We start from the raw sequence: 13,765 nt of genomic DNA on the forward strand, positions 1-13,765 counted from the left end.
GTATATTTCAAAAAGTTAATTCATAATGGAAATAACGATTATCTCTCAAATAACCATTTTCAGCGTATAATCGCTGTGCTGATAAATTATCAATCTCCGTTTGTAATTTTACACCTTTTGCACCATTTTCTAATGCAAATTCTTTAGCGGCTTCTAATAATTTTTTACCTGTTCCTGCTCCGCGCTTCGCCTTTTGTACAAACAGGTCATTTAAAATCCATAGCTCTTTCATCGAAATAGAAGAAAATGATGGATATAGTTGCGTGAACCCGATATATTCTTCATCTTCAACTGCCACGAAAATAATGGATTCTTTTCTCTCGATTCGATTTCGTAAAAATCCTTTTGCTCCTTCAATATCGGAATCTTGTCGATAAAATACGCGATAATTATTAAAAACCGATGCTAGTCCATCTAAATCTGCAATTGTTGCCTCATATATTCTCATTTTACTTTATTCCCCTTCCAATATTGTTTCATAATATCCGTTGCCCATTCAGGCTGCTTTATTTCTTCTCTCGGTATAAATTCTTTCATAACAGGCTTAATATCCAATATAGGTGTACCGTCAATTGCATCTAATCCTTCAACAACGATTGTTTTTCCATCTCTTCTTATCACTTTAACAATTGTCGCTCCTATTCGGTTCGGACGATTTTTTCCACGCTGTGCCAAAATCCCTACTTTTGGGTAATTACTATTATTTCTAGGGTGTCTAGCAGAATATTGAATTTGTTCATCTGTTACTTTATGAAAATAGAAAATAACTTCAATATGGGAAAAGTCTTCAATCCCTTGTATACTTTCCTCTGTATACATATCAGTTAAAGTAATACAGGATCTTACATCTCCCCACTCATCATCTTTTATTTCCTTTCTTTCATTATGTACAAATGCGATTGGTTGAACTGAAAACATCCGCATTCCCCCTTGAATGTAACCACTTACATTATAAAATATTTTCTGAATGTTTTCCACTCACATGGTCATTGTTTACATAATAAAATTATCTTTACTTTTTAAAGACATATTCACAGCTTCAATTGCGTGTATGCGTGCTGTATCAAATAAAGGAACTAATGAATCTTCCTGTTTTACTAATAGTCCTATTTCTGTACACCCTAATATTATGCCTTTTGCTCCTCTTTGTACTAAATCTTCCATTACACTTTTAAAATATTCTCTTGATTGTTGGTTTATTTTTCCTAAGCATAATTCGTTATATATTATTTTATTTACTGTCTCTCTATCTTCTTCTGTTGGTACGATTACTTTTATATCATTTTCCTCTATACGTAATTTATAGAAATCCTGCTCCATCGTGTATTTTGTCCCAAGTAGACCAACTGATTGAATTCCCTGCTGTTTTATTTCCTTCGCTGTTGCATCAGCAATATGTAATATTGGGATACTGATTCTATTTTTTATATGCTTAATAACTTTATGCATTGTATTTGTACAAACTATTATAAAATCAGCACCACCCTTCTCCAAAGAAGCAGCTGCATTTCCCAATACTTCTCCCGCTTTATCCCAATCCCCTTCAGATTGATATCGCTCAATTTCTTCAAAGTCAACACTGTAAAGTAGACATCTCGCTGAATGTAATCCACCTAATCTCATTTTAACTTCTTCATTTATTATTTTGTAATACTCAGTAGATGACTCCCAGCTCATTCCGCCAATAAGACCTATTAATTTCATCTCATATTCTCCTTTAAATTAATATTTTCAAACAGACAATTCATACTGTAATTTATATATAATAAATAATGTTTCACTACTATAATAAATCAAATCCCCATTCTTAATATTGCGATCGAATGTATAGAAATATTATTCATTTCCACGGAAATAATTATAGAATATTCAGAAAACATCTCTTGAAGTAGACTCATATTGATAATCAAAACACTTTCGATACAATTCTTTTATTTCTTCATATGATGGAACTCTAGGGTTATTGCTTGGGCTACCACTTGCAATTGCATCTTTCGCCATTTTAGAAATAGCATTTTCAAATTCAACTTCTCCAATTCCATATTCTCTTAAATTAGGAATACGAAGATCAAAGCAAAGTTTCTTAATTTCAGCAATCGTATAGTTGGCTACTTCTTCATCAGAATGAGAATACAAATCTTTGTTTAAGTTATGTCCTATGTCAGCTAACCTTCTTACCGCTTTCGCTTTTGTATATTCTAAAACTGTAGGTAATAGTATTGCATTCGATATTCCATGTGGTACATGGAATAATGCTCCCACTGGACGAGACATACCATGCACTAATGTAACTGATGCATTTGAAAAAGCGATGCCAGCTTGCAATGAAGCAATCATCATTGCTTCTCTTGCTTCCATATTATCTCCATCTTCATATGCGATTCGTAAATATTTCATAATGCTTTCAATAGCCGACAGAGCAAGAACATCTGTAAGAGGTTGTGAAACTTTAGAAAAATAAGCTTCAATTGCATGACATAATGCATCTACCCCTGTTGCTGCAGTAATATAAGGTGGTAACGAACGTGTTAAAATCGGGTCAATAATCGCTACTTGTGGGGTGAAATTCGGATGCTTTATCATCATTTTTACATCCGTTTTTTTATTCGTAATTACTACTACACTTGTTACTTCCGATCCAGTACCAGAAGTTGTTGGAATTGCGATAAGCGGTAGCGGATCTTTTTCTATTTCAACATCCTTTTGTACGTAATCTTCAATTTCCCCACCATTTGTATATAACACTGCAATTGCTTTCGCAACATCAATACAACTTCCTCCGCCGATACCGATAATAAAATCACATTTTCCTTCTTTACAAATAGATAAAGCTTCTAATACGTGTATATTTGTAGGCTCAGCGTTCACTTTATTATATGTACTAACAGTAATCCCTTTCGCATTTAATTGCTTAATACAACTTTCAACATACCCCAATTTCTCCATAATTGTATCACTCACAATAAAAGCCCTTTTCCCTAACTTCTTTGATTGCTCCCCTAGTTTTTCAAGCGAATTTCTTCCATATAATACAGACTTCGGCATACGAAATTCAGCAACTTCTTGCAAGTACTCCACCCCTTCTTATCCTAATTAATATTTTCTTTTCGTATATTAACTCTTATTAATAGATTCCTGTTAAAGTATAGAATGCGATAACTACAAATACAGCAAGTGTTTTCAAAACTGTAATAGCAAAAATATCTTTATATGATTGCTTATGTGTTAATCCCGTTACCGTCAATATTGTAATAATTGCACCATTATGCGGCAATGTATCCATTCCACCTGACGCCATTGATACAATGCGGTGCATAACTTCTAATGGAATGTTATATTGCGTTGCTGCAGCAATAAATTTATCCCCCATCGCACTTAACACAATTCCCATTCCGCCTGATGCTGAACCTGTAATTCCAGCTAAAATATTCGTCGTTACTGCCCCATTCACTAATGGGTTAGTAAACGTTGCAGAGATGCCATCTCTCATTATCGCAAAGCCAGGAAGTGCGGCAATAACACCACCAAACCCAAACTCAGCTCCTGTGTTCATTGTTGCAAGTAGCGCTCCACCAATACTTGTATTCAATCCAGCTTGGAATCCTGTTACTACTCGTTTCCAATATAATAATAACGTTGTTAAAATACCTATAATAAGTGCCAATTCTACTGACCAGATTCCAACTACTGCACTTAATTCTACTTTTCCAAATGCTTTCATACCAATTGCAGAAAAATCAAAACCATTCGGATACCACTTCGGTATCATAATAGTAAACACTTTATTCATTACACCTACTAAAATAAGTGGTACAAACGCAATTACCTGTTGCACTCTTGTGATTTCAATACTTTTAAGTAATGGCATATCTTTTTGCTCTACTTGCAAAGAAGCTGCCATTTCAGTATTCCCATCGCTAAAACCAAAATATCCTTCACCTGCTTCTTTTGCCTTCTTACGTCTACTCTCTAAATACAGTAAACCTAATGTAAGAACAAAAATTGCCCCTACAATACCAAGTATCGGCGCAGCATAAATGTCCGTTTTAAAAAAGGTTGTAGGTATTACGTTTTGAATTTGTGGTGATCCAGGTAGCGCATCCATTGTAAACGTTACTGCTCCAAGAACAATCGTTCCAGGGATTAGACGCTTTGGAATATCCGCTTGTCGAAACAACTTAGCTGCGAACGGATATACAGCAAACACTACTACATAAACACTAACACCACTATACGTTAAAATAGCACCCATTAATACAATCGCTAATATCGTACGCTTTTCACCAACTAACTCTATAATTGTCTTTGCAATCGAGTCCGCGATCCCTGACATTTCTACTACTTTCCCAAATATTGCTCCAAGTAAAAACACAGGGAAATATAATTTAATAAATCCTACCATTTTCTCCATAAAAATATTTGAAAAGAAAGGTAATACAAAACTAGGCTCTGTTAAAAATACCGCAAATAATGCAAAAATCGGTGCGAATAATATTACAGAAAATCCTTTATATGCTACAAACATAAGTAAACTAAGTGCTAATAAAATAATAACTAGCTCCAATTATAACCCTCCTTTTAAACTGAAAATTCAATCTTTTAATAACAAACTTTTACTGGGATTTCGAACCCTTTTATTTCATGACATTCCTCCTCTTTTTATCCCTCTATTTGCAGGCAGTAACTCCCAGCTTAAAATTCAGCAAATGCGCGGGAGCTAGGCAGGAGATCAACTACCCGTAAAAGCCCGATTGGTGAGGGCTGATAATCAGTGGAGGATGGACAAAACTTCCACTGATTAAAGTTTCACTTTATTACAAATTTTTCATGCTAAAATTGTCTAATTATAGTATTCGATTACATATGTAAAATCCCTTTAAACAAAAACGATTTCATCGCCATATGTTATAAAGGGATTTCTCGGTTCTATTTCTATAGTTTTATCGTACTATTCTCTATACAAAATCTTTGTAACTCTTCGACATCTTTCACTATATGAACTGCCCCAGCATCACTCAATTCAATCTCACTACCATATCCATACAATACACCTATTGAAGCAATTCCGTTACGGTTCGCACCGATTACGTCATGCTTTCTATCACCAATCATCACCATTTCTTCTTTTTTAAGTTCTTCATTTGTTTGTAAAATATGAGCAATTATTTCTTCCTTTTTTATTCTTGTCCCATCTAAATTACTCCCCACAATCTCTTCAAAAAAAGTTGTTAACTGAAAGTGCTCTATTACTTGTTTCGCAAATACAGTAGGTTTTGATGTTGCTACAAACAAACGATTGCCAGCATCCTTTAATTCTTGCAATAGGGTTGTAATTCCATCGTATACTTTATTCTCTAATAAACCACTTTGCTTTAAATATTCCCGAAAGTAAAACACTGCTTGTTCTACTTCTATTTCGTTCATATTATATCTATCTATAAAAGATTGTTGTATTGGTGGGCCGATAAATGAATCTAGCTCGCTTATATTTACTTCTTCAATCCCGATTTTTTCTAACGCGTATAGAACAGAATTTATAATCCCTTCTTTCGGATCCGTTAATGTTCCATCTAAATCAAATAGAAATGTTTTATACACACTTAATTCCCCCACTGATTTTATATGTACCCCATTAAAGCCATTCTCCTACTTACCCCCTTTACTATACTATCACCATTTAACTTTTCAGAAAATTGTTTTTTCTAACCCTTATACTTTCAGTTACAAAATCACAAAAGATATGATAAAGTGAAAAAGTTATACTTAATTTAATAGAAACTGGTGAATCAAATGTCAATTACATTAATTTTTATAATGGCTTTCACAATTGTTATCCACGCGGTTGAAACTAGCTCTTATAGTATTCGATTAGCTGGGGTACGTTTAAAAAAGATTGCCGTTGCCTTATCCGTCGTAGGAATGGTACTGCTTATTTCAAGAACATCTAACTTACTACAAGCCTTTTTAATCGGTGGTATTGTCGATGAAGCAAAACTAGATTCTTCTATTGATTTAGAGCATATTATACGGCTCGTTCTATTATCTGCTTCTGTCGGTACATTGCTCGCGATTATACTCTATCCAACTTTGACAAAGATATTTGGATACGTCATTCAAAACTTTGAAACAGATGGTTCATTCATTCGAATGATGAAGACGAATAACATTCAAAAATTAAAGTACACAAAAAAATATGTACGCTTCCCCAAATTCGAAATGATTCATCGAATGAGGATCGGTGGTATCCCAAAGCGTATTATGCTTATTAACATGTTTGCTACTGCAATTTATACAGCGGGGGTACTTTCAGCCCTTTACGCTTCCTTTTTAAACCCAGATTACGCAACAAATGCAAGTACAGCTTCTGGTCTGGTTAATGGTTTTGCTACCATTTTATTAACAGTGCTACTCGATCCACGCATTGCTCTTTTAACAGAACGAGCTTTACAATCAGAAAAGGGTGCTGAAGCAATGAGTAAAATGTATGGTTGGCTAATGATTTCTAGACTTCTCGGCACATTATTAGCACAACTTTTATTTGTACCAGGTGCTTACTGGATTTTATGGATTATTGAGCTGATGCATTAATCTACTAGGAAGGTGTATTTATCAATGAATATAAAAACGGAGCAAGATTTAATTCACTTAATAGAAAGCGACGAATGGATGATGAATGTATTACAAATGGCAAAATCACTAGAGCTACCTGATTGGTGGGTTTGCGCTGGATTTGTCCGCTCTAAAATTTGGGATACTTTACATAACTACGAAGTGCGAACAGCTACACCCGACGTCGATGTCATTTATTTTGATCCATTACATAAAGATGAGGTATACGAACAATCATTAGAACAGAAGCTGACGAATCTGGATGCCTCTATCCCTTGGTCAGTAAAAAATCAAACGCGCATGCATGTAGTGAATGGAATGCCGCCATATTCTTCTTCTGTTGATGCTATTTCTAAATTTCCTGAAACAGCAACCGCTCTTGGTGTTTCTTTGGACGAGCAAAACAAAGTCATATTAACATCCCCGTGCGGAATAGAAGATTTACTTTCATTACAAGTGAAACCTACACCTCATTTTCTTGAAACGAAAGAACGAATACATATTTATAAAAATAGGGTTAATAAAAAGAATTGGCAAAGCAAATGGCCTAACATTACAATCACTTATCCCGAAATTTAAAAAAGGTGCTTCTCATTATTAGAAGCACCTTTCTTTTTTATTTCAAAAAATGAATGATTGTTTCTGCGAACCTCTCTGCTTCTTCATAATGCGGTGAATGTCCACTTTCTCCGAATACAATATACTTCCCATTTGAAGCATCATTATTAAATATTTCAATTTGTTTTTCACACGTGACTACATCGTATTTTCCTACAATTAATAACATTGGATTCTTTACTTCTTTTATTTTTGATAACAGTGATATATGACATGCTCCCTCTAATTTTAGTCTATCAAAATGAATTTTGGAGCGATTTGAAAATACTTCCCACTCTTCATCACTATATAAACTATCGTCTGTCTCATCTTTTTTATAATTGTAAATCTCCATTCTTTTTTCTTCTAATTCAGCGCTTAATCTTATATAAGCTTCTAACAACTCTTCTGAACTAGCATTATTAGATGAATAAGCAAAGCAGTCTTCTGCCGCTAATTCTTTTCCATACTTTTTTAATAACGTTCCTGTCTTTTGTAGTAAAGCTCTACTTGTTAATGCAAAATCGAAAGTCGGACCTTCAAATATTATTTTCTCTATTGAATTTGGATACGCCCTTGCATATAACAATGCTAAATATCCACCGAAAGAATGTCCAATTATAGACCATTTCTCAATTTGTAGTAGTTTTCTTATTTCCTCACAGTCTTCAACTAAATCATTTAATCCAAAAGATTCTTCCACAGTAATTCCTTCTGATCGACAAACGCCTCTTTGATCTATCATAATTACATATAAGGAATCTTTTAATCGCTCTGCTTGATGAAATGAAAAATCATAACAACTTTCACCTGGACCACCGTGTAAAAATAATACTGGTTTATTTTTAGGACTTCCATGTGTTTCAACGTATAGCTTTTTTCCTCTAATGATCATATATTTCCCAACTTCAATCAAATTCTTCTTTATGATTATCACCTTCTTTTTTACTGAATATTATAACATTTAAACTTAAATAATCCCTATTACATTTAAAAATACGATAACTATCGCAAGTGGTGCTACAAATCGAAGTAAAAATACCCAGATCGTAAATACTATCTTTCCGTAATTTCCACCTACAAAAAATTCAGCTTCTAGCACTTTCTTTTCCATCTTGAATGATACGAAAATACTAATGAATAGCGCTCCAAGCGGCATTAATATATTACTAGATAAGAAGTCTACTGCATCAAAAATATTCTTCCCAAAAATCGTAATATCACTCCATACTCCAAATGATAAGGCAGATGGTATACCTACTAGGAAAATGCAGAAACCGATGATCCATGAAAGTTTAGCTCTTCTTTCTTGTTCACCATTTGCTAATGCTGAAACTACCGTCTCTAGTAGAGAAAATGCCGAGGTTAATGTGGCAAATGTAAATAGCGCAAGAAATACAGTTAAGAACAATCCTCCGAATGGAATTTGGCTAAATACAGATGGCAATACAATAAATAGTAAGCCCGGCCCCTCTGTCGGCTCCATTCCTAATGAAAATACTGCTGGAAATATAGCAAGACCTGCAAATAAAGAAACGAATAAATTCAATCCGACAATCGTAACTGCTGATTTTGGTAAACTTTCTTTTTTATTTAAATACGAGCTATACGTAACCATAATCGAAATCCCTATGCTAATCGCAAAGAATGATTGGCCCATTGCGAACAAAATACTTTCTGAAGTAATCTTTGAGAAATCTGGTTGTAAGAAAAACTTCACACCTTGCATTGCATTATCCAGTGTTAATGAACGAATAATAAGGGCGACAAATAAAACGAACAATGCTGGTAGCATATATTTACTTGCTTTTTCAATTCCGTTTTGTACACCTTTTGATACAACCCATATCGTAATGAACATAAAAGCGAAATGTCCAGTAATAGCCCAAACCGGATTTCCAATTGTTTCAGTAAATAACGAACCGTAATTTTGTCCCGGAGTAATAAGTTGTCCAGTTACTCCTCTGAATAAATAAATTAGTACCCATCCACCTACAACACTATAAAATGAAAGTAATATAAAACAAGTCCCAACCCCAAGACGCCCAATCCAGTGCCATCCTGTATTTGGTGCGATACTTTTAAATGCTCCAACTGCTTGTTTCTGTGTACTGCGTCCAATCATAAATTCAGCTATAAGTAGCGGTAATCCAATTAATACAGTAAATAATATAAAGATTAAAAAGAATGCTCCTCCCCCGCTCTTTCCAGCAATATAAGGAAACTTCCATATTGCGCCAAGTCCAATTGCTGATCCTGCTGCTGCCATAATAAAACCTAATTTCGAAGTCCATTGCTCCGTCTGTTTCATCTTATTTTCCTCCTAATTAAATCCTTTTATATAAATGAATAAATTTTATATACCTATCCGAATAAACCCTCCATTTCTATTTCCATAAAATAAAAAAATGGCTCAACGTCTCTATATAAAGAGACGCTAAGCCATTTACTTAACGCGGTACCACCCTTATTGATTCCATTATGAATCCACCTTAGTAGTAATCGTTTGATTACAAACCTAATATCGAAGGTTAACCGTTAAGATTTACTAAGAATGTGATTCCGTTCCACCTTACTGCTCCTAGGCGAGTTCAGGATGTCATTTGACTATGTCGCACCAACCCATAGCTCTCTGTACAAATACATGACCTTACTACTCCTATTCAATGCATTTTAATATTTAGAATATATTTTCTTTTGAAATTAATATGAAGTATATCGGTTATATTTATAACTGTCAAGGGCTATATTAAAATTTGATGAGAAACCTTTTTATTATCCTTCGTCAGACAAAGCATCATCGTAATCCTGTAATTCTTCCATAATTTCTTTTAACCGGTCAATATTATTTATAAATTCGCCGTAAGAAATTTCTTGGTAATCGAAAATTCCCTCACCGTATTCATCGCTATCAAACATTTTCACTTCCGCACCTAACTTCAACAAGTTATCAACTAATTCCTTTAAATCTTCCATATCATCAATATCATTTGCATCTGTTTCGGCAAAAAAATCTTTGTTTTCAATTTTATTTTTTATCTCTGTAATTCCTAAACCGGTGTACTTTCTTAATGGTACTACACATTTACTAAATAAACCATTAGAGCTTATTTTAATTGCCATTTTACTCATCTATTATTCTCCTTTCCATTAAAATTCTTCTAAATAGTTTGGATTAACAGGTTTACCAGGTGCATTTTTACTATACCTTCCGCCATGCCACCAATTTTCAAATGATTTCCACCAGCTACTTGATCAGGATTATGAAGAGCTGCTTGTGTCTTCATCCATTTTTTAGCATTTTTTTCAACTTCTCCTCTAGATAGCCCTTCTCTTCTAAGTTCTTTTGTTTTTTGCTTAATTGTTTTCCCTTTCAGCTTGTTGAGATGCATTTCCTTCTATTGCTCTACCTTTATCAATAAAATGCTCTCGATTTTTCTGGTACTCATATACAGTTAATTCATTCATACCTTTTTCTTAATCCTTTAACTGTCTTGCAAATTTCTCTGAATCGAATTTAGTTTTATAATTAAAGTTTATTTCAATTTCATCAATTCACGCAACGTTATCTAGCTTCCTCACTTCACCCGTACGCTTATAGTTGTTATCTCACGCTAATTTTTAATTAGGGATTTTTTCAATACACTCAACAAAAGAGATCTCAAATATGAGGTCTCTTTTGTTGAGTCTTCTTCATCTATAACTTCCTCTTTACTTATTCAATATCAGACAATCTTCCTTATTGAAATATAATAAAATCCTAACTCTCCATATACTGATAAGCCTCTTTCAGGGAATACTGTCCTCCCCCTGAGACATTTCCTACTTCAGCCATGGCGAAGCCTTTTCCCTCGCCTGGGATCCATTTGTACTCCAGTAATGTTTTTACTGCGTGCTGAATCTTTTCATTCCCCTGCAAGAAGGTTGTTTTTACGGTTGTGGCACCTTTGTTCCATAGGCTTCCGATTTTGTCGGCAAATCCTTTTGCTGTGGAGGCTACAAAGTTTACACCTTCTGTTACTTTGTGGCTGGCTGTTTTTATACCATCGACAGCTGCTTTTTAGTAGATACTTTTTATTTTCTCAATCTAACGAAATATTAACTTTTTTATTATATCTTATTTCTATACTAAGACGAAAAAAGCACTTGTTGCCTTTAGTCGACAATCAAGCGCTTTAAGTTCATATGTTTTTAAGTAGCATAAATTTGTAAATCTTGCAGTAAAAATACGATACCTTTTGTATGTCATAAAAACTACTACGTTAAAACTTACGAGTTTGTACGAGTTCATTAGTTTAATATACATTCCATGTGTTTATATTCATCACCCAGTAAAATGTCATCTCGCCTAAACTCGTACTTCGTTTTCTATTCTATCATTGCACATAGTACTCCATGATGGTACAACCATCATGAAGTACGTACCTTCTAACAGCCTATGCTTTTTTTCACTGCAAATATACTTTATTTTTTACTCATCTACATATATGCTTGTTATCTTTAACCATGCACCACAACTTTTGACATTCTCATGTGTAAAGTCACTGTAATTCATTTCGTATATTTGCTTAACCTCTTAAATTATTAATTACAATATACAAAAGTTAATAATTAAGGATTCTTCAATCCATTAATAAAATCCTTAAAGCTATTAGCTATTTTATACGTATTTTCTTCTTCACTAGAATGTGGAAAATAAAAAGAGTGATCCCAATAATATACACCATGGTTTTCAGTATCTGTAATAAGTACAATTAACCCTGAACTCGGATCATCTCCTATTATTAAACTGTTCGGTAACATATCTTCTTCAAACTCTTCATAGCATTCACTTAAATCAAAAGTTTTTTTTACACCTATACCATACAAAACATCTAAAGGGATTTCCTGATTTAATTCTTTAACAAAAAATTTACTATACCTAACTTTCGAAGTCCCTCCGTTATATTCACTTAAAAAATTTTTATAATCTTCCGGAAGTAAAAATCCTAAAAACTCTTCTAATTCTTTAATTGATTCTTCAGTTGCTTTACCAAAAGCATTTAAATTCATTTATTTCACTCCTATTTAATCTTTTAACTTCTTAGCTAATGACATTCCACCCATATGTCGAAATCTTCTGTGCATCTCTTTACTAACTTCTTGCATTGTTGTTAAATCTTGATGATGGTGCCATGTGTTTTCATCTAATTTTGGTCCATTTGGAGCTAATTCATCAGCCTTAGCAAAATCAATGTCATATCTATTAAATTCACCTATCGGAACTTCTTGTCTTACCAACCCAGCAGATTTAAAGTCGGGAAAACCTCCAGGATAAGAAACTCGATTTGGAGGAATCTCCCAATCAATATAAGTCCATATTCCTTCCTCACTAATTTCGATTTTCCCACCTTTTTTCTGCCATTTTTCAGGATCCCTAGAATATAAGGGTTTAGTAGATAATTGTTCCTCTGTAAACTTTACTATTTCTGGATTTTTACCCGTACCCTTATTTAAAACCAAAAGCGATAATTGGGTTACCAATTATCGCTTACTAAGTCAAACCATTTGATGTACTATAAAGTAACAAGTATTTTATTATCTATGATAGTTCTAAAATTGGTGTAATTCCTCATCATGTTATTACCATATGCACTAACTGCTTCATTACCATACACCATACTTTCATAGTTATCTTTAAATTCTTTTTTTATTGACTCTTCCAAACTGTCATAGTATCTTTTGATAGCTTCCTCTGCCAATTCACGTGACCCGTGCTTTAATATAAAATTAATATCTACCATATAACCCTTTTGAGGATAAAAACCCCTTTCAACAACCTCTTTTACAAAGTTGTTCAAATCATTCGTGCACCTTTCTACAATTGGCATAAATACACTATTTAACCAATTGGTGAATTCGTTAACTGTCCGCTCCCATTCTTCCTCATTTGCTATGTTCCAATATAACTGATTGCTTGGTACATTGCACTGACGTGTATTAATATGAAATATTTTATCTTTAGATTTTAAAGGAAGAATTGCGCATTCACCATAAAATACTACATTTTTATCAGATATATTATTCCAACTTGTATAAAAGAATACCTTATAAATGAAATTTTCATCTTTTTTACTCATCCAATGACCCGACTTAGAATATTTCCAACCATTATCTAAATACTTTTCAGATATTAGATTACATACGCGCTCAAATGCTTTATTCGCTTTCATATTACATCTCCAATTCAAACTACCTAAGATTCATATATTTTAAACTCAATCCTCAAATCTTGAGTATTCTTCCTAAAAACCTCTAATAATTTATTACAATTTTCAGTCGGTTTATATTTAAATCTTAAATCAATTATAAAGCCATCTACTAACTTAGCATCCGGATAAACACTATAGATTTGCCCACTTTCAATAAAAGATACATAGGCATTAATTTTATCTTGTAACAATGCTAAGTGCTGAAGTTCATCTTCCCAATCTAAATGATCTGCAATCATTAATGCTAACTTATTTTCACCCATACTCTTGCCAATTCCATCTATCTTATTTTTGTCTAATATCGACAC

Annotated in this window: 15 protein-coding genes, 2 pseudogenes and 1 other annotated feature; of the genes and pseudogenes, 2 read left to right on the forward strand and 15 right to left on the reverse strand. The window is 33.5% G+C overall.

Going from position 1 to position 13,765, the window contains the following annotated elements:
* Positions 1–7: 7 nt before the first annotated feature.
* From Q3V31_RS00450 to Q3V31_RS00475, 6 genes are all read right to left on the reverse strand, one after another.
* Entirely contained in the window at positions 8–448 is a 441-nt protein-coding gene (locus Q3V31_RS00450) for a GNAT family N-acetyltransferase (RefSeq protein ID WP_001223880.1), read from the reverse strand.
* Entirely contained in the window at positions 445–918 is a 474-nt protein-coding gene (locus Q3V31_RS00455; protein ID WP_000493231.1) for an SAM-dependent methyltransferase, read from the reverse strand. Before Q3V31_RS00455 ends, Q3V31_RS00450 begins: the two co-directional genes overlap by 4 nt.
* A gap of 75 nt (positions 919–993) precedes the next feature.
* The gene (locus tag Q3V31_RS00460; protein ID WP_000766635.1) at positions 994–1,704 is read right to left on the reverse strand and encodes an aspartate/glutamate racemase family protein; all 711 of its coding nucleotides are present in this window, start codon (positions 1,702–1,704) and stop codon (positions 994–996) included.
* A 165-nt stretch (positions 1,705–1,869) separates the two neighbouring features.
* On the reverse strand, positions 1,870–3,069 hold the full coding sequence (locus Q3V31_RS00465) for an iron-containing alcohol dehydrogenase (protein WP_001158507.1): 1,200 nt from the start codon (positions 3,067–3,069) through the stop codon (positions 1,870–1,872).
* A 55-nt stretch (positions 3,070–3,124) separates the two neighbouring features.
* Positions 3,125–4,564: a GntP family permease gene (locus Q3V31_RS00470; protein ID WP_000424296.1), complete on the reverse strand. Its 1,440-nt coding sequence runs from the start codon at positions 4,562–4,564 to the stop codon at positions 3,125–3,127.
* 368 nt (positions 4,565–4,932) lie between these two features.
* Positions 4,933–5,598, reverse strand: a complete 666-nt coding sequence (locus Q3V31_RS00475; RefSeq protein ID WP_090813236.1) for an HAD family hydrolase — start codon at positions 5,596–5,598, stop codon at positions 4,933–4,935.
* Between the two features lie 192 nt (positions 5,599–5,790).
* Between Q3V31_RS00475 and Q3V31_RS00480 the strand changes: the two genes are divergently transcribed.
* Together Q3V31_RS00480 and Q3V31_RS00485 are read left to right on the forward strand one after the other, a co-directional pair.
* Positions 5,791–6,588, forward strand: a complete 798-nt coding sequence (locus tag Q3V31_RS00480) for a lipid II flippase Amj family protein (protein WP_000028913.1) — start codon at positions 5,791–5,793, stop codon at positions 6,586–6,588.
* Between the two features lie 24 nt (positions 6,589–6,612).
* Positions 6,613–7,188, forward strand: a complete 576-nt coding sequence (locus tag Q3V31_RS00485; RefSeq protein ID WP_016129288.1) for a nucleotidyltransferase family protein — start codon at positions 6,613–6,615, stop codon at positions 7,186–7,188.
* Between the two features lie 37 nt (positions 7,189–7,225).
* Here the strand turns inward: Q3V31_RS00485 and Q3V31_RS00490 are convergent, their stop codons facing one another.
* From Q3V31_RS00490 to Q3V31_RS00530, 9 genes and pseudogenes are all read right to left on the reverse strand, one after another.
* Positions 7,226–8,101, reverse strand: a complete 876-nt coding sequence (locus Q3V31_RS00490) for an alpha/beta fold hydrolase (protein WP_016129287.1) — start codon at positions 8,099–8,101, stop codon at positions 7,226–7,228.
* Positions 8,102–8,176: 75 nt separating this feature from the next.
* A complete protein-coding gene (locus Q3V31_RS00495) occupies positions 8,177–9,517 on the reverse strand; it encodes a sodium-dependent transporter (protein WP_000814558.1) in 1,341 nt (446 codons plus the stop codon).
* Between the two features lie 116 nt (positions 9,518–9,633).
* Positions 9,634–9,882: a binding site (T-box leader), on the reverse strand.
* Between the two features lie 99 nt (positions 9,883–9,981).
* Complete coding sequence (locus Q3V31_RS00500) at positions 9,982–10,338, reverse strand: hypothetical protein (RefSeq protein WP_090813234.1); 357 nt, start codon at positions 10,336–10,338, stop codon at positions 9,982–9,984.
* Between the two features lie 77 nt (positions 10,339–10,415).
* Positions 10,416–10,746 (reverse strand): annotated as a pseudogene (locus Q3V31_RS00505) (polymorphic toxin type 15 domain-containing protein); the annotation flags it as partial.
* Positions 10,747–10,969: 223 nt separating this feature from the next.
* Positions 10,970–11,266: pseudogene (locus Q3V31_RS00510) on the reverse strand (WXG100 family type VII secretion target); the annotation flags it as partial.
* A gap of 551 nt (positions 11,267–11,817) precedes the next feature.
* The gene (locus Q3V31_RS00515; RefSeq protein ID WP_016129282.1) at positions 11,818–12,258 is read right to left on the reverse strand and encodes an SMI1/KNR4 family protein; all 441 of its coding nucleotides are present in this window, start codon (positions 12,256–12,258) and stop codon (positions 11,818–11,820) included.
* 15 nt (positions 12,259–12,273) lie between these two features.
* Positions 12,274–12,729, reverse strand: a complete 456-nt coding sequence (locus Q3V31_RS00520) for an HNH endonuclease (RefSeq protein ID WP_240514182.1) — start codon at positions 12,727–12,729, stop codon at positions 12,274–12,276.
* Positions 12,730–12,761: 32 nt separating this feature from the next.
* Positions 12,762–13,418 (reverse strand): hypothetical protein, encoded by a 657-nt coding sequence (locus Q3V31_RS00525; protein WP_016129280.1) that lies wholly within the window; start codon positions 13,416–13,418, stop codon positions 12,762–12,764.
* A gap of 23 nt (positions 13,419–13,441) precedes the next feature.
* Positions 13,442–13,765, reverse strand: a complete 324-nt coding sequence (locus Q3V31_RS00530; RefSeq protein WP_016129279.1) for a DUF6572 domain-containing protein — start codon at positions 13,763–13,765, stop codon at positions 13,442–13,444.

It is taken from the genome of Bacillus nitratireducens, from assembly GCF_036320425.1.
Taxonomy (GTDB): domain Bacteria; phylum Bacillota; class Bacilli; order Bacillales; family Bacillaceae_G; genus Bacillus_A; species Bacillus_A nitratireducens.